This is a genomic window from Gemmatimonadaceae bacterium (assembly GCA_019752115.1).
Classification (GTDB): domain Bacteria; phylum Gemmatimonadota; class Gemmatimonadetes; order Gemmatimonadales; family Gemmatimonadaceae; genus Gemmatimonas.
Window position 1 is genome coordinate 138958 of sequence record JAIEMN010000032.1, and the last position, 16344, is coordinate 155301.

At 67.8% G+C, this 16344-nt stretch carries 12 protein-coding genes; 6 read left to right on the forward strand and 6 right to left on the reverse strand.

Annotation, left to right across the window (positions count from 1 at the left end; translation table 11 throughout):
- Positions 1-9: 9 nt before the first annotated feature.
- The 3 genes from K2R93_16120 to K2R93_16130 form a co-directional block, all read right to left on the reverse strand.
- Entirely contained in the window at positions 10-3267 is a 3258-nt protein-coding gene (locus K2R93_16120; GenBank protein ID MBY0491371.1) for a carboxypeptidase regulatory-like domain-containing protein, read from the reverse strand.
- A 251-nt stretch (positions 3268-3518) separates the two neighbouring features.
- The gene (locus K2R93_16125) at positions 3519-6818 is read right to left on the reverse strand and encodes a carboxypeptidase regulatory-like domain-containing protein (protein ID MBY0491372.1); all 3300 of its coding nucleotides are present in this window, start codon (positions 6816-6818) and stop codon (positions 3519-3521) included.
- Positions 6819-7053: 235 nt separating this feature from the next.
- Entirely contained in the window at positions 7054-8436 is a 1383-nt protein-coding gene (locus tag K2R93_16130; protein MBY0491373.1) for an amino acid permease, read from the reverse strand.
- 136 nt (positions 8437-8572) lie between these two features.
- Here K2R93_16130 and K2R93_16135 point away from each other — a divergent pair, with 136 nt between their 5' ends.
- The 4 genes from K2R93_16135 to K2R93_16150 are packed head-to-tail and all read left to right on the forward strand — an operon-like array spanning position 8573 to position 12474.
- On the forward strand, positions 8573-8797 hold the full coding sequence (locus K2R93_16135) for a hypothetical protein (GenBank protein MBY0491374.1): 225 nt from the start codon (positions 8573-8575) through the stop codon (positions 8795-8797).
- Positions 8798-8834: 37 nt separating this feature from the next.
- Positions 8835-9821, forward strand: a complete 987-nt coding sequence (locus tag K2R93_16140; GenBank protein ID MBY0491375.1) for a COX15/CtaA family protein — start codon at positions 8835-8837, stop codon at positions 9819-9821.
- Positions 9818-10732, forward strand: coding sequence for a heme o synthase (locus K2R93_16145; GenBank protein ID MBY0491376.1), 915 nt, complete (start codon positions 9818-9820; stop codon positions 10730-10732). The genes K2R93_16140 and K2R93_16145 overlap by 4 nt, the downstream gene beginning before the upstream one ends.
- Before the next feature lie 47 nt (positions 10733-10779).
- Entirely contained in the window at positions 10780-12474 is a 1695-nt protein-coding gene (locus K2R93_16150; GenBank protein ID MBY0491377.1) for an ATP-binding cassette domain-containing protein, read from the forward strand.
- Between the two features lie 111 nt (positions 12475-12585).
- Here K2R93_16150 and K2R93_16155 read toward each other — a convergent pair whose 3' ends face one another.
- The 3 genes from K2R93_16155 to K2R93_16165 all read right to left on the reverse strand — a co-directional run bounded on the left by K2R93_16155 (position 12586) and on the right by K2R93_16165 (position 15430).
- Positions 12586-13491: a carboxypeptidase-like regulatory domain-containing protein gene (locus tag K2R93_16155; protein MBY0491378.1), complete on the reverse strand. Its 906-nt coding sequence runs from the start codon at positions 13489-13491 to the stop codon at positions 12586-12588.
- A complete protein-coding gene (locus K2R93_16160) occupies positions 13488-14666 on the reverse strand; it encodes a M24 family metallopeptidase (protein ID MBY0491379.1) in 1179 nt (392 codons plus the stop codon). The genes K2R93_16155 and K2R93_16160 overlap by 4 nt, the downstream gene beginning before the upstream one ends.
- An 80-nt stretch (positions 14667-14746) precedes the next feature.
- Entirely contained in the window at positions 14747-15430 is a 684-nt protein-coding gene (locus K2R93_16165; protein ID MBY0491380.1) for a hypothetical protein, read from the reverse strand.
- 123 nt (positions 15431-15553) lie between these two features.
- Between K2R93_16165 and K2R93_16170 the strand changes: the two genes are divergently transcribed.
- Complete coding sequence (locus tag K2R93_16170) at positions 15554-15877, forward strand: hypothetical protein (GenBank protein ID MBY0491381.1); 324 nt, start codon at positions 15554-15556, stop codon at positions 15875-15877.
- A 9-nt stretch (positions 15878-15886) separates the two neighbouring features.
- Positions 15887-16344 (forward strand): DUF92 domain-containing protein (locus K2R93_16175; protein MBY0491382.1); only part of this gene is annotated, 458 nt, incomplete at its 3' end.

Consider the following 16344-nt stretch of genomic DNA (forward strand, 5'->3'; position numbering starts at 1 on the left):
GCTGTCAGCTCAGAACGACACTCGCAGCGACGTCTGAATCTGATAGAACTGACTCGCGCTCGCCCCACCAAAGAACCGGATGAAGCCCGGGTCGAAGGTCGCGACCGGGACCTGCGTCGCGGCGTCGGTGCTGCTCATCGCCTGAACCTGCATGAGCGTGAGGTTCGCGTTGCCCGTCGCCGAGCGGAACTGGCCCCACTTGCTGTTCAGGAAGTTGGCGAAGTTGAAGATCTCGACGCGCGCGGTGAACCGCTCGCCGCGGATCTGCGGCAGCTGCTGCTCGATCGTCAGGTCGACGCGATCGAACATCGGGTTGCGGCAGCTGTTGCGCTTCATGAGCTGGCCACGCTGGTTGGCCAGGCAGGGGTAGTCGGCGATGAACTTGTCGAGCGCCGCCGCCTGCTGCGCCGCCGTGTAGGCCACACCGGCGATCGTGGTGTTCTGGAACGGCTGCTTCGGATCGCTCGGGCCCGTCGGGATGTAGATCGGGTCGTTCGCGTTCGAGCCGTCGCCATTCATGTCGCCACGGCCCGCGTTGCCGCCGTACACGTATGTGAACGGCGTGCCCGACTGCCGGTTGAAGTACATCGTCACCGACGTCTGGTTCTTCTTCCACGGCGCCGTGTAGGTGCCGTTGAAGAGGATGCGGTGCGGCTGGTCGAAGATGCTCGGGCCGAGGTCCTTGTTCGTCTGAACACCCGAGTACACGCGGCCGAACTGCCAGTTCGAGAGCGCCACCGACGACGTGAGGTCGGTGACCGAGAAGGCGCGGCTGTACGTGTAGGCGAGGGCGCCTTCAAACGCCCGGCTGAAGCGCTTCCGCAGCTGGCCCGTGCCGCTGTACGAGTAGTCCTTGGACTGGTTCGACAGCTGGATCACGTTCGAGCCGTAGACCGGGAAGAGCGGCGCCACCGTCGGGATGCCGGTCGCCGGGAAGTTGGCGAAGACCGTGCGGCCCTGGGCGTCGATGCGACCCGTCTGCGGGATGTTGATGTTGTTGTAGAAGAAGTTGTTGATACTGCGCGAGTACAGGCCTTCGAACGTCGCGACCACGTCGCCCGGCAGCTTGCGGTCGTAGCCCAACGTGGCGCGGAGCAGCTGCGGGAACTTGAGGTTCGGATCGGCCACGTTCACCGTGCCGAGGAACGTGCCGTCGTCGAGCGAGCGACCGGCCGAGCCGTTGGTGCGGAGACCGCAGCCACGCGGCGCCACCGGCGTCGGCGTGAACGCCGGGGCCGTGCCGTTCGTGGCCGACACGCCGCCGCCGCAGGTGATCTGCGCGAGGCCAACGCCCGTGTTCTGGTACTGGTTCGACATCCAGACGTACGCCGGGATGCCCTGGAAGAGACCGACACCACCGCGGAGCTGGTTCGTCTGATCACCCGTGACGTCCCAGTTGAAACCGATACGCGGCGAGATCTGCCACTTACCGCTCGGCAGCTCCGACGTGTTGATGCCGAAGTCACGGACCACGGCCGGCGACGACGACGGCTTGTCGAAGAAGTACGGCGCGTCGAAACGGATGCCGTAGGTCGTCGTGAAGCGCGGCGTCACGCGCCACTGGTCCTGCGCATACACCGCGAACTGGCCGGCCGTGAAGTTGGCCGCCACATCACCACCCAGACCGCCCGAGCCGCTGAAGCTGGCCGCCTGGCGGCCGGCAACGAAGTCGGCGAGGGTGTTGAAGGTGTAGTTGCCGTACGAGTTCTGGAGGAAGGCGTTGTACGCCTTGTAGATCTCGTTGCGCGTGCCGATGGCCACGATGTGGTTGCCGAGCGGCATGGTGAAGTTGTTCGCGATCTCGTACAGATCTTCGTTCAGCTGGTTGCCCTGCGAGCTGTTCTCGGTCCCGGCGCGGAAGCCGACGCCCGAGCCCGTGCCGCCGATGTTCTGGACGAGGATCTGCGGGGCAATCACGCTCGGGTTGCGCTTGAAGCGCGTGCGCGTGGCACCGGCCGTGAACTCGTTCGAGAACCCGTTGGCGAAGTTCGAGAACACCTGCATCACCGTCTGATTCGACTTCTCCGTGCGACGGAACTGGTTCGACGTGAAGTTGAACGTCCCGAGCGAGCGCGAGAAATCGTCCTGCTGCTGGTCATTGTAGATGTTGCGGAGCACCACGCGGGTGTTGCCGCTCACCTGCCAGTCGAGACGGGCGAAGGTGTTGAGCAGCGGGTTCTCCACCGACACGAGCCCGGGGCTGCCGGCCGCAATGCCGTAGCTCGAGAGCTTGGTCGTGAAGGAGTCGACCTGCGCCTGCGTGATACGAGCCGTCGCCGAGGTGCTGTTGGCGATGCCGTTCGCGAGCGACGGATCGAAGTACGGGCCGGCGACCGGGTTGAGGTTCTGGCTCGTCTCGACCGTGGCGAAGAAGCGGAGCTTGTCCTTGAGGATCGGGCCGCCGAACGAGGCGCCGAGCTGGCGACGCGTGAACGGCCGCGTGCGCAGGAAGCTCGTGTCGCGCGCCATCTGCTGGTCGCGATACGTCACGAACGCCGAGCCCTTCCAGCTGTTCGTGCCCGACTGCGTCACCGCGTTTACGAGGGCGCCGGTGAAGTTGCCCTGGCGCACGTCGTACGGCGAAATGAGGACCTGGAATTCCTTGATGGCGTCGAGCGGAAGCGCGCGACCGTTGACCTGGGCGCCCACCGTCGGCGACGCGCCAAGACCGAAGCGGTTCGCGAGCGAGACGCCGTCGATCTGGATGTTGTTGAAGCGGTTGTTCTGACCGGCCGCCGAGATGTTGCCATTGGCGTTGACGTTCACCTGCGGGTTCATGCGGGCAAGGTCGGTCACGTCGCGGTTGAGCGTCGGGAGGCGACGAACCAGGGTATCCGACACGACGGTCTGGGCACCCTGACGGGTCGGCGCGAACTCCGCCGCCGCCGCCGCCGCGCGCGTGGTGAGCGCCTGCAGCTGCACGGCGGCTTCCTTGAGCTGGAAGTCCACCGCCGCGGCCTGCGTCAGGCTGACCACGATGTTCTCACGCGTCTCCGGCGCAAAGCCGAGGCGGCGCACCGTCACCGTATAGATGCCGACTTCGAGATTCGTGATGTAGTAGCGGCCATTCTCGCGGGTCGTACCGGACGCGCGGCCGCCGTTGGCGACGTTGCGAACTTCAATGACGGCTGCGCCAACCGGACCCTTCTTGGAGTCGGTAACAAGGCCGGCGATAGCGCCGGTCGTGTTGCCCTGGGCGAAGGCCCGGGAGGCTGGCAGTGCCGAAAGGCTCAGGGCGGCGAGGGCCGCGCTCAGCCAACGCATCATGCGCATAGCGTGAAATCCGTATGAGGGAGGAGGATCACTCCCGGACGGATCGAAAGGGACGGCCGTCGTCGGGAGCAGCGAAAAGCTAGGCCGGCAGGGTGAGCGATTCAAGGAAAGGTCGGTCACGGTCCCGCCAAGCATCCTGTCCCTCCCAACAGCCCGGAACGCCGCGAGGGTCACCCGCCGGCCGGAGCCGGGCGGATGACCCTCGCCGGCTCTCCCGAAGGAGAGCCGAACCGATCACACGGGGATCAGTTGAACGTGTACCGGAGGCCGAGCTGCATGCGCCAGGTATCGCCGGTATTCACGCCGGCGGTGTGCTGGAAGGTCTTGTTCAGCAGATCGGTGCCGAGGTTGCGGAGCCGGTAGGTCAGCGCCCCGTTCGCATCGGCGCCCAGCGGGATCAGCGGCGACGTCGAGGTCACGCGCCAGCCCGAGCCCCAGTTCTTGTTGATCAGGTTGTCCACGTTCAGGATGTCGAGGCGCATCGAGATCGTGTTCTTCTGGCCCGCGACGTTCCGGAACAGCTCCTGGGTGATGCCCAGGTCGGTGCGGAAGTTGACGGGGAGGAAGAGCCCGTTGCGCTGCGCGTACTGGCCGCGGCGGGTCTTGAGGTACTTGTCCTGCGCGATGTAGGCATCCCAGGCCGCCGCCTGATCGGCCGCCGTGAAGGTCTTCACGGCGGTGGCGCAGTTGCTGAGCACCGTGCCCGACGCGTTCACGCAGTACTGCTGGAAGCGCATCTCCGACTGATCCTTTGGCACATAGATCAGGTCGTTGGCCGCCGCGCCGTCGCCGTTGGCGTCGGCCGAGAAGACGTAGCTCGCCACGCCAAGCGTCTGGGCCTGCGTGAAGAGACCGATCGTCGTCGCGCCCATCTTGAAGTACTCATGACGGTACGACAGGGCCAGGAAGAAGCGCTTGCCCGGCGTGTAGTCCGAGTAGCCGAGGCCCGGGTTGTTCGGATCGTTCGGCGTGCCGTTGGCCGTCCAGTTCGTGGCGGCCGTCGAGCCCGGGTCATACGAGTTGCGGGCGATACCGTACGAGTACGCCGTCTTGGCGACGAGGCCATTCGCGAACGTCTTCGAGATGGACGCCGCGAGGTTGTAGTTGTAGCCGTTCGTCGCGTTGTCGATGACGTAGTTCGCCGTGACGTTGCTGTTGATGCGGTTGCTGGTCCACCGCATGCGGCGATCCGGGCCGTTGAAGTTGGTCTGGGCGAGCGGCAGGTTCGCGTTGATGTAGTACGGACCATTCAGCTCGCGACCATAGATGCCTTCCAGCGTGGCGATGAAGCCCCACGGCAGCTTGCGGTCGATGCCCAACGTCGTGCGCCACTGCTGGGCGAACGTGTAGCCGGGCGCCGTCACGTTGAGCTCGTACGACGCGGCCGGCGCGCCGGTCACCGACGTCGGCTTGTAGGCATCGACGTTCGGGGTGAACGGGCGGAGCGAGGTGTTCGACAGCTGGTCGAAGCCGGTGAGCACCCCGGTATTGCCGACCTGGTTCGAGACCCAGACGTACGGCGGCGTGCCCGAGAACACACCGGTACCGCCACGCAGGATCAGGCTGCGGTCACCGCTCACATCCCAATTGAAGCCGACGCGCGGCGAGATCAGGATGTTCGCGTTGGGCATCTTGCCCGTGTTGTAGAACTGGTAGCGCCCCTCGCGGTTGATGAACGCCAGCTTGTTCGCGAGCGGGTTGTTGTACGCCGTGTTGCTGAACACGGGCAGGTCGAAGCGCGCGCCGATGTTGACCTTGAGGGTGCGTGACGGACGCCATTCATCCTGCAGGTAGGCCCCGTACGTCATCACCTGCAGCGGCTGCACCGGCTCGGTGTTCCCCGGGATGTTGTTGTAGCGCACCTGGTACCGGTTAAGCGTCACCGGCGCCGTGGTGCGGTTCGGGTTGCTCAGGTAGCCATTCGCGTCGGCGTAGAAATCCGCCAGCGAGTTGTAGATGTAGGCCCCCTGCGCACCCGGGAAGAAGACGTTGTTCGAGTTGTACTTCTGGAACGTGACACCGGCCGTGAGCTCGTGCTGGCCCAGATACGCCGTGAAGTTGTCCTGCAGCTGCCACGTCTTGTACTGCAGCTGGTTGTTCGGCGTGAACGGCTCGAAGCCGAACGAGATGTAGTTGGTGCCGTTGTTCAGAATGTCGACGAGCGGGAACAGGCTGTTGAGCTTGTACTTGCGGTCTTCGACATTGCTCGTGTAGCCGCCGATGATCTGGTTCGAGAACCGACCATTGCCCAACTGGGAGTTCAGTTCGCCGATGTACGAGTCACTGTTCTCCATGATCGCGTAGCCGGAGTTCTGGAAGCTCATCGACTGATTGTTGTCGCGGCGATTCCCGAAGCCCAGCGCGTTCGAGTTGGAGATCGGCTGGTCCGACTGCGAGCGGAGGCGGCTGTAGCGGAAGCTGAACTTGTTGTTGTTGTTCACGTTCCAGTCGATCTTGCTGATCACGCGACTCGACGGGACCGCGAGGTTCCAGCCCTGATACGGACCGGTGTCGTAGTTGAACTTCTCCTTCAGGAACTGCTGCAGCGTCTGCATGTCGCTGTCGAGGACGCGCGTCTGGTTGCCGACGAGCGGCTGCGAGCCGCTGTTCGTGAACCAGGTGTTGCCGGGCTGCGTCAACTCATCGCTTTCGTAGTCGGCAAAGAAGAACAGCTTGTTCTTGATGAGCGGGCCGCTGATGTAGCCGCCCGGCTGGCTGAACTTGAACGTCCCGCGGCTCACAAAGAGGCCAGCCGAGCTGTCGCCGACGAGCCCCTGATGGCGCCACGTATAGTAGAAGCCGCCCTTGAACTCGTTCGTACCGGACTTGGTCACGGCGTTGACGCCGGCGCCGACAAAGTTGCCCTGGCGCACGTCATACGGCGCCACGTTGACCTGCAGCTGCTCGATGGCGTCGATCGGGATCGGCGAGACACCCGTGCGCACACCCGGCGAGGAGCCGAGGCCGAACGAGTTGTTGTAGTAGGAGCCGTCGAGCGTGATGTTGTTCAGGCGGTTGTCCATGCCGGCGAAGGAGCCGGAGCGGCCCGACTGCGGCGTCAGACGCACGAAGTCGTTGAGGGTACGGCCGATGGTCGGGAACGCCTGGATCTGCTGCGACGTGATCGTCGTGGTGGCGCCGGTCGTGCGCGACGAGAGGGCGCCGCCGGTGGCGGTCACCTGCACGCCCGAGAGCTGCACGACCGCGTTCTTGAGTTCGAGGGTCACGTCGGTGGAGGTACCGAGTGTCACCTCGAGGCCCGACTGCGTATTGGCCTCGAAGCCGAGCGCTCGGCCAGTGACCGTGTAGGGACCGCCGACGCGGACCGCGGGCATCGTGAATCGCCCTTCGGCGCGGCTGAGGACTTCGTAGCGGGTGCCCGAGGGCTCATGCACCGCGACCACGCGGGCCCCGACGATGGGTCCGTTCGGCCCCGTCACCTTGCCCACGATGGAGCCGGAGGTGACGCCCTGAGCCTGGGCCCCCTGCATGGCGCTGACTGCCAGCGCTGCCAGCAGCGCTGCCTTCCGCCATAGATGACGCATTCCTGGTGTTCTCCTGAACCCACGAGGTAGAGACTGCCGATCCGGCGATCGCGTCCGTCATGGATATCGAGGAGACTCAAGCGCTGCAGTGCCTGAGGGAGCTCTGCAACCCAGCCGTTACACACCGACTGTCCCCGCGGGTCCGGACACGAACCGTGAAGTCTGTCACAAAAACAGACGTGGAAATGTACAGCGGTCCGGACGTGCGCTCCTATAGTGCCAACGTACTACGTGACTATTGGCGGGTGCGCTTTCCAACTGTCAGAAAATACAACGGGACGCCGGCGAGAATCACCCCAAACACCTGCAGCGTCGGCACCCGCTGGGCGGGATCCATGAGCGCGTTCACCAGCAGGAAGAGGACGGCGGCCACGAAGAGCACGGGGACCACGGGGTAAAGCGGAGTCCGGACCGGCGGGTTCCAATCGGGGCGCCGACGTAACACGAAGATGGCGCCGATGCTGAGCACGTAGAACACCAGCGATGCGGTCACAAAGATGTCCGCCAGCTGCTCAAAGGTCCGGAGGAGTACGAACACGATCCCCAGGCTCGCGTTCACCATCACCGCCACGTACGGCGTTTTGAAGGTGGGGTGCACCTTGGCCACGCTCTTGAAGAAGAGCCCGTCGTCGGCCATGGCAAAGAAGATCCGCCCGCCGGTGAGCATCGAGCCGTTCACGCTGCCGAAGGTCGAGAGGAGCACCGTGATCGACACCAGCGTCACGCCCACCGGGCCGATCAGGCGTTCGGCGACATTCGCCGCCACCAGCGGCGCCTTCCGCATCTCCTCGACGGGCAACACGGCCAGATAGGCCACGTTGGCCAGGACATAGATGAGGATGATGGCGAGCGTCCCCAGCACCAGCGCCCGCGGCAGGTTCTTGCGCGGATTGGCCACCTCGCCCGACACCTTGGTCAGGTCCCCCCAGCCGTCGTAGGCCCAGAGGACCGAGACGAGGGCCAGGCCGAAGGCACTCACCGAGATGCTCCCGGCGGGGACGGCCGGCGTATAGTGCCCGCCGGTCTTGGGCAGTCCGATGGCGAGCGCGAGGATGACAATGATCACGAGCCCGCCGTACTTGGCGAGCGTCGTGGTGTTCTGAATGAGCGCCCCCCACTTCACCCCCACCACGTTGATCACCGCGATGGCGCCGATCGTGGCCGCCGCGAGCCAGTGGGCGTACGTGTCGTACGGTTGCACCGCCGGATCGAAGCCCAGCCCGCGCAGCGCATACTGCGCAAAGGTGGTGGCAATGCCGCCCAGCGCCGCGGCACGAATCAGGGTGAGTTCGGACCAGCCGTACAGGAATGCCGGCAACCGCCCCCACGCTTCGCGGATGTAGACGAAGTAGCCACCGGTGCGCGGCAGCGCGCCGGCCAGTTCCGCGAGCGTGAGCGCGCCGCAGAGCGAGAAGAGCCCACCCATCGTCCAGACGAGCAGAATCGGCAGCGGACCGGGGAGCTTGTCGGCAATGCCGGCAGGCGAGCGGAAAATACCGGACCCGATCGTCGTCCCCACGAGCACGGCAATCGCGCTCCAGAGGCCGAGGGTCCGCGGCAGTTCCGTGGGCTGGCCAGACGAGCTGGCCGCAGGAGGCGAGTCAGGGGCGGAGGCCATGGGGGCTATGCTAGTACGTGGCGCTCCACTCTGCACGGGGGACCGCCAAGAATCTCCGGAACCGGGTTCCCCATTTCGCCTCGCACCTCTCTAGTTTTCGGGGGCCATGCCTCCCCAGTCTGCCCCACTTCCCGCGATGCTGAGCACGCCCCTCTTCTGGGGGCTCGTGATCGCCTGTGTCATCGCGCAACTCTACATCGTGCGCGGGTTGTTCAACGCCGATCCCTCCGGTGCATCACCGAATGCGCCGCGGGACGGTGTGCCCGCGCCCCGACATTGGATGGAAGTGGCGTGGGCGTTGCTGCCCATTGCCGGACTGGTTGCGACGTTCGTGGGGACATGGCGCCTGATGTCGCGCTGATCGTGCGCTGAATCCGCCCTTTCGTTCTGCCCCTGCCATGTCTTCGTCTGCTGCTCCCGTTGCGGTGCGTCGTGCGGCGTATGCCGCGCTCGGCGTGTCGCTGGTGCACATCATCTTCGGCGCCATCGTGCGCATCTCCGGCTCCGGCATGGGATGCGGCGACAACTGGCCGAAGTGCTACGGCTACTGGATTCCGCCCTTCGAGCGGATCGACCTCATCATCGAGGTCACGCATCGCTATCTCGCGCTCGCGCTCTTCGTGAGCATTGCCGCGCTGGTGGCGACGGCGTTCTCGCATCGCAAAGTGCCGGCGGTGGGCGCGTCGGGTGGCGTGTGGAACGCCGCGCGGCTCGCGCTCGCGCTCTGGTTTGCGCCGGCGATCTTTGGCGCGGTGACGGTCTTCACCGGCAACCCGGCATGGGCCACGGTGGTGCACAAGCTGCTCGCGGCCTCGCTGCTCGGCGTGCTCGCCACGGCGGCGATTCGCGCGGGTGGGCTCGGTGGCGCCGCTGCGGTGGTGGCGAAGGGCACGCCCAAAGCGGTGGGCGGCGCGACCGCGGCCGCGGGCCTCGCGCTGATCGTGGTGCTCATGGGCGGCCTCACGGCCAAGGTGGAAGGCGCGGCGGTCGCGTGCGCCGGCTTCCCGCTCTGCGGCGAAGGCTCCATCGCGGGCGGCGCGCAGCATGTGCAGCTCACGCACCGGTTGCTCGCGTACGCGCTCGTGCTGCATCTCATCTCGCTGCCCATGGTCTTCCGCAAGCGCGGAGAAGCCTCGCCCGTACTCAAGGCCGCGTGGCTCGGGCTCGCGCTGGGTGTGCTGCAGGTCGTGTGGGCCGCGTGGATGGTGACCGGCGGCTTCCCCGGCGTGGTGCGCTCGCTGCACCAGGCCACGGGCATCCTGATCTGGGTGACGACGTTCAGCATGGCCTACCTCGCGCGGATCGCGAGCGGGCGCAGCACGGTGGGCGCGCAGGTGACGGGCACGGCCCCGATGGGTCGCCCCGCGGTCTCTGCCGCCACATGAGCGGCGTCGTGGCCCCGACCCCACCAGCCGCGCAGGACACCCCGCTTTCCCGCGATCTGGTTTCGCTCACCAAGCCGCGCATCATCTCGCTGCTGCTGGTGACGACGGCGGCGCCGATGTACGCCGCCGGCAGCCCGAGCTGGGTGACCGTGCTGTTGGTGATGATCGGCGGCTACCTCATGGCCGGCGGCGCGAACGCCGTGAACATGTATCTCGACCGGGACATCGATGACGTCATGGCGCGCACGCGCCTGCGGCCGATCCCGAGCGGGCGCATGTGGCCCATTCAGGTGCTGGCGTTCGGCGTGGCGTGCGCGACGCTCGCCACGTGGATGCTCGCGCACTTCGTGAACGTGCTCACTGCCGGCCTCGCGCTCGCGGGCTTCTACTTCTACGTCTTCATCTACACGCGCTGGCTCAAGCGCACGTCGCCGCACAACATCGTGATCGGCGGCGCCGCCGGCGCGTTTCCGCCGCTGGTGGGGTGGGCGGCGGTGACGGGCTCGCTCGACCTCACGGCGCTGATCCTGTTCCTCATCGTGTTCTACTGGACGCCGCCGCACTTCTGGGCGCTCGCGCTGCTCAAGCAGGTCGATTACGGCCGCGCGCGGGTCCCCATGGCGCCGCTCGTCTGGGGCGAACGCGAAACGATGCACCAGATGGTGTGGTACACGGTCATCCTGATCGCGCTGACCATCGCGCCGGTGCTGTATGGCGCGTTCGGGCTCGTGTATCTGATCAGCGCGCTCGTCTTCGGCGGGTTGCTGATGTGGGGCGTGCTCAAGGTGCTGTGGGCCGCGCGCGCCGGCCAGCCGTGGACGGCGCCGGCGTGGTGGGTCTACAAGTACTCCCTGCTCTATCTCGCGCTGCTGTTCGTCGCGATGGCCGTGGACCGGGCGGTGACGCGGTGAGCCGCGGGCTCGCGTCAACGCGGGTCCTCGTTCGCCTTGGGCCGCTCGTGCGGCCCTACGCCACCCGCCTCGCGGTGGCGTTTGTGTTTCTGGTGCTCGCCGCGGCCGCCGGCCTCGTCTTCCCGGCGGTGCTGCGCGCACTCCTCGATGCGGCGTTCGAACTCAAGGACGCGCGCGCCCTCGACCGGCTCGCGCTCCTGCTCGTGGGCGTGTTTGCCGTGCAGGGGCTCGCGAACTTCGGGCAGGTCTACCTGCTCTCGAGTTCCACCGAACGCGTCATCGCCACGCTGCGCGAGCAGACGTTCGCGCACCTCATCCGCCTCTCGCCCGGCTTCTTCACCGAGCGCCGCACCGGCGAGCTCACGAGCCGGCTGAGCAGCGATCTGGCCGTGCTGCAGAATCTGCTCAGCACGTGGATCTCCGAGTTCTCGCGCCAGCTGCTCTTCCTGATCGGCGGCGTACTCATGCTCTTCGTGACGAATACGCGGCTCACGCTGACCACCCTGGCGATTGTCCCGGTGGTGGTAGGGGCCGCGCTGGTGTTCGGCAAGTCGCTGCGCCGCGCGAGCACCACGGTGCAGGATCGCATCGCCGAAGCGATGGGGATGGCCGACGAAGCCTTCGGGGCCATCCGCACCGTGCAGAGCTTCACGCGCGAAGCCGAAGAAACGCGACGTTTCTCGGCGCTCCTCGCGGACCTTGTGCGCATTGCCGTGCTGCGCGCGCGCACGCGGGCACTGTTCTTCAGTGTGGTCGGCTTCGTGGCGTTTGGCGCGGTGGCCGCCGTGCTCTGGCAGGGTGGCGCGCAGGTGCTCGCCGGCAAGCTCACCGCCGGCACGCTCGTGGCCTTCCTCTTCTACGCCCTGTTCGTGGCCGGTGCCGTGGGCTCCATGGCCACCCTCTTCGGCAACGTGCAGGAAGCCGCCGGCGCCGCCACGCGCGTGTTCGAGCTGCTCGACGCCGAAGCCACCGTGCGTGAGCCGGCGCAACCACGTGCACTGGCTACCCCGGTGCGCGGTGCCGTGTCGTTCGACGCGGTGAGCTTCCGGTATCAGGACGATCAGCCCGAGGTCGTACGCGGCGTCTCGCTCCACGTCGCGCCTGGCGAAGTGGTGGCGCTCGTGGGGCGCTCCGGCGCCGGCAAGACCACGCTCGCCAGCCTGCTCCCGCGTTTCTGGGATGTCACTGCGGGGTGCATCACGCTCGATGGCGTCGATGTGCGTCACCTGCGCTTCGACGATCTGCGCGGCGCGATCGGGGTGGTGCCGCAGGAGCCGGTGCTCTTCAGCGGCACACTCCGCGAGAACATCGCCTACGCGCGCCCGTCCGCGAGCGACGCCGACGTGAAAGCGGCCGCCCGCGCCGCCCACGCGTGGGAGTTCATCGAACGCCTCCCCGACGGGCTCGCCACGCGCGTCGGCGAGCGCGGCGTCAAACTCTCCGGCGGCCAGCGCCAGCGCATCGCCCTCGCCCGCGTGTTCCTCAAGAACCCGGCCGTGGTGATTCTCGACGAAGCCACCTCCAGCCTCGACACCGAAAGCGAGCGCTACGTCGAGGAGGCGCTCGAAGAGCTCCTCGAGGGGCGCACCACCCTCATCATCGCCCACCGCCTGAGCACCGTGCGCCGCGCCGACCGCGTGATCGTGATGGATCAGGGCGCGATCGCGGAGGAAGGGACGCACGAGGAGCTGCTGGGGCGGGAGGATGGGGTGTACGCGCGGTTGTACGCGATCGGGGCATAGCCCAACCCAGAACCCACGACCAAAAACCCGAAACCCTGAACTGATCAGTTCAGGGTTTCGGGTTTTTGGTTGTGGGTTCTGGGTTGTCGTGGGTTGCGGGTTGTCGTGGGTTCAGTACGTGACTTCCACCCTCGCCTGCACTCCCGCCTCCACCCGCACCGTCGTCTTCCGCGCGCCGAGCTTCTCCTGCCACACCACCAGCGTGTACTTGCCGGGGGGCACGTTGTCGAAGCGGAACTGGCCATCGGCCTGCGTGATGGCGACGAACGGATGCGGCGCCACGGCGAGCCAGCCGCGCACCCACGGGTGACGATCGTCGCGCACTTCGACGAGCGCGGGGGGCATCGTCACGTCGCTCGTCGGAACGATCTGTCCGGCGTCGGTGAGCAGAATGGTCGCCCGGCTCACCGTCTCACCGGCCGCGACGAACTGCAGGCGGGACATCATCGCGTCGCGGCTGTTCACGAGGACCGTGCCGCCCGCCGCGACGCGCTGCACGCGCGGTTCGAGGTGGCAGCCGTCGAGCGTGAGCTTCACCCGGCGCGGCGCATCGTCCTTGGGCCCTTCGGCAATCCCTTCAAGCCACACGACGGCGTTGCCAACCCCGCCCTGTTTGCTTGGCACCTGGGCCTCGGTGAACGGCTTGCACACCGACAGATCGTGTGTGGGCGCGATGCTCGTGTCGCGCGGCGAGCCGCCCTTCACGAGTCCCACGATCACGCCCGGGACCGCCGCCGGTCGCTCGACATAGCGCCGCCCGTCGGCGCCGCCCGCGGCACGCGCGAGGCCGCGCGCGTCCACATTGCCGTACGGCTTGAGCGGCTGTCCCGCCGTAACCGTGCGGCGCTCCGTCAGCGCGTTCGTCAGCGTCTCCGCCAGCGTGCCGGCACTCTCGCCGCCATTCGCCGGGACGACGGCTTCGGCGATACGCCCGCTTGCCGGCGCCCCCGATGGCGCCCGCTCGCCGCAGGCGGCCAGCCAGGCCACACCAAGAAGGGTGAACCGATGCCGCATCACACGATGAAGAGATCGCGCTGCGCCACGCCGGGCGTCACCAGCAGGGCGTCGTCGCCCACGAACGCGTTCACTTCACTGCGCACGCCAAACTGCCCCGGCAGATACACACCGGGCTCGATGGAGAAACCGACGCCGGGAATCAGCACCCGGTCATCGCGCGACTCGAGGTTGTCGATCTGCGGGCCGCTCCCGTGCAGTTCGCGGCTGTCGATGCTGTGGCCCGTGCGATGCCAGAAGTGCGGCCCGAAGCCGCGCGCCTCGATCACCGCGCGGGCGGCGTCGTCGGCTTCACCGCCGCGCACAAGCTGGCCAGCAGCGATCCGATCACGCAGCAACGTGAGCGCCGCGTCGCGCGCATCACGGACCGCTTCCCACACCTGCACCACGTGATCGCTGGGTGTGCCGAGGGAGCCCATCCACGTCTGATCGGCGTAGACGCCGTTCGGTTCCTTGGCCCAGAGATCGACGAGCAGGACATCGCCCCGCTGCACCAGCCGTGGGGTGTCGGCCGACGGCGCGTAATGCGGGTTCGCCGCATTCTCCGAGGCCGCGACATCGGGGCCATGATCCGTCTCGAGACCGGCACGCGCGAACGCGGCGAGAATGCGCGCCTGCAGTTCATGCTCGGCGGCCGGCGTGCCGGCGGCCACCATCGCGCCGGCATGATCGATCGTGTCGCGCGCAATGGCCGCGATGTGCGCCGCCGCGCGCTCGTGCGAGGCGCGCTGGGCCGGTGTCCACGTGGCGTACACCTGCGAGACCAGGTCGCCCGACGTCACGACCGTCGCGCCCGCCGCGCGCACCATCTCGAGCACACCGGCCGGCACGCGATCCAGATACGGGATCGCATCGCCCGGCGAGTACTCCATCGCGACGCGCTTGCCCGCGACGAGCGACGCCACTTCGGCCTCGAGGGCGCGCCAGCCGCTGTACACGCGCAGCGGCCACGCCTTGGGCCACCTGGCCCACGGACCGGGCTCGATCGCGTGCTGAATGCCGATCGGCAGCCCTTCGCGCGGAATCAGCGCAAAGACGCGACGGGAGCAGAGTCCTTCAAAGCCGAGGAGGCCGGCGGCGATCGCATTCGTCCCACGGAAATCGTACAGCAGCCAGCCGTCGAGATCGGCGGCGGTGAGCAGCTGCTGCAGGCGCGGCAGCATCTCGGGCGTCAGCATCGGGGAAGCATCGAAGGGTGGGCACCGCTCGCCGCGCGCGCGCACGATGGCGCGCGGCGTTCAGACAATCAGCGACGTGGTCAGCGGCGTCGCCAGTCCGTGCGCCACTGACAGCGCGCATCACCGCGCGCGCGGCACATCACGTGCTCAACGGCGCCGTCGGCATCGGCCAGCTGCTGGAGCGCCTCGCGGAAGGCCGCTTCGTACAAGCCGCACCCCACGCCCCGCGGGCCGGAGTCGGCCGACACGGGCGCCGCGACCTCGAGCAGCAGCGTGCTCCCCTGCCGCACGAGCGTGCCGTCGAGATGGCGACGCGCGAGCCCCTTGAGCACGCTGAGCGCGATGGGTCGCGCCATGAGCGACGGCAGGGTGCGGGCCGCGCCGCGGCGCACGCCGCTCACGCCGTCGATCAGGGCCCGGGCCCAGCGGCGGCCGGCTTCACGGAACGCGAGGTCGGCATCGGGCCGGCGGCCGATCAGCCGGGCCAGAGCCAGCACTTCGTCGTAGCCAATGCGCTGACGGGCCCGCACCGCGTCGGCGTAGCGGCGGATCTGCTGCAGGACGGTTTCGCTCAGGCCGAGCCGCTTGTTACGGAGCTCATGCACGAAATCGGCATCGAGCTCAGCCGCAGGAGTGTCGATCGCCTTGACCGCCTCGAGCAGGGCCAGCGGCAGCCTGGCATCAACGGGCCGCCCGGAGAGGGCAAGCTGGAAATCGGCAGGGGGCGTGGCGCGGGCGAACCGGCCGTCAGTGGTGATGGACACAGCGGAGCGAAGCTAACGTGTTCCCGGTCACGCCTTCAAGCGGACACGGGGGAACATTCTGGCCGATTTTCGTGGCGCGCACGCCTTGCGTTGGCGGGCCGATTGCGCCAGCGTGTCCTGCCGATGGACCATTCTGTCCGCCTCGAGAGCTCCCTGCCATCTGCCGCGTGCGCCGCGGTGCGTGAGCGGCTCGACGCCTACGTCGACGACGAACTCGTGGCCGACGCGGGGGTCGATGTCGCGCACAGCGGATCGGTGCGCACCGCGTTCGGCCCCAGTCAGATCATCGACCATCTGGTCCTGTGCCCGCCCTGCCGCGTGCTCGCGCAGCAGCTGCGGGCCCAGAAGCAGCGGCTGCGCCTGCTGGCGACGCGGGTCGCGTCACGCGCCGAGGAGCGCGCCAGCGACGCGCTGCGCGAACGGGTCGAACGGCTCCGCGCCGGCTGATCGGCGCGGGTGCGCATCGCCGCGAGTTCGCCCCTCCTGTCCCTGCTGCTGGCGGCAAGTACCGCCACGATCATTGCCGTCGCGGCCCGCCGAGCGGGGGCGCTGTCCACGACGGGGGCGGTGGCGGCGATGGTCACCGGCACCATCGCGATGGCGGCCGGCTGGCCGTGGGGCGCCTTTCTGGTGGGGTGGTTCGTGGCCGCCTCCCTGCTCTCGCGGGCGGGCCGCGCGGCCAAGCAGGCCCGGACCGGGGACATCGTGGAGAAGGGCGACACGCGCGATGCCGGCCAGGTCCTCGCCAACGGCGGGGTGTATGCCGCCGGTGCGGCCGCAGCGCTGATCCACCCGGAGTGGGCACCCTGGGCCGCCCTCGCCGGCGCTGGCGCCCTGGCGGCCGCCGGCGCCGACACCGCGGCCACCGAGGTCGGGACGCTGTGGGGCGGCGCACCGTGGTCGCTCCGCACCCG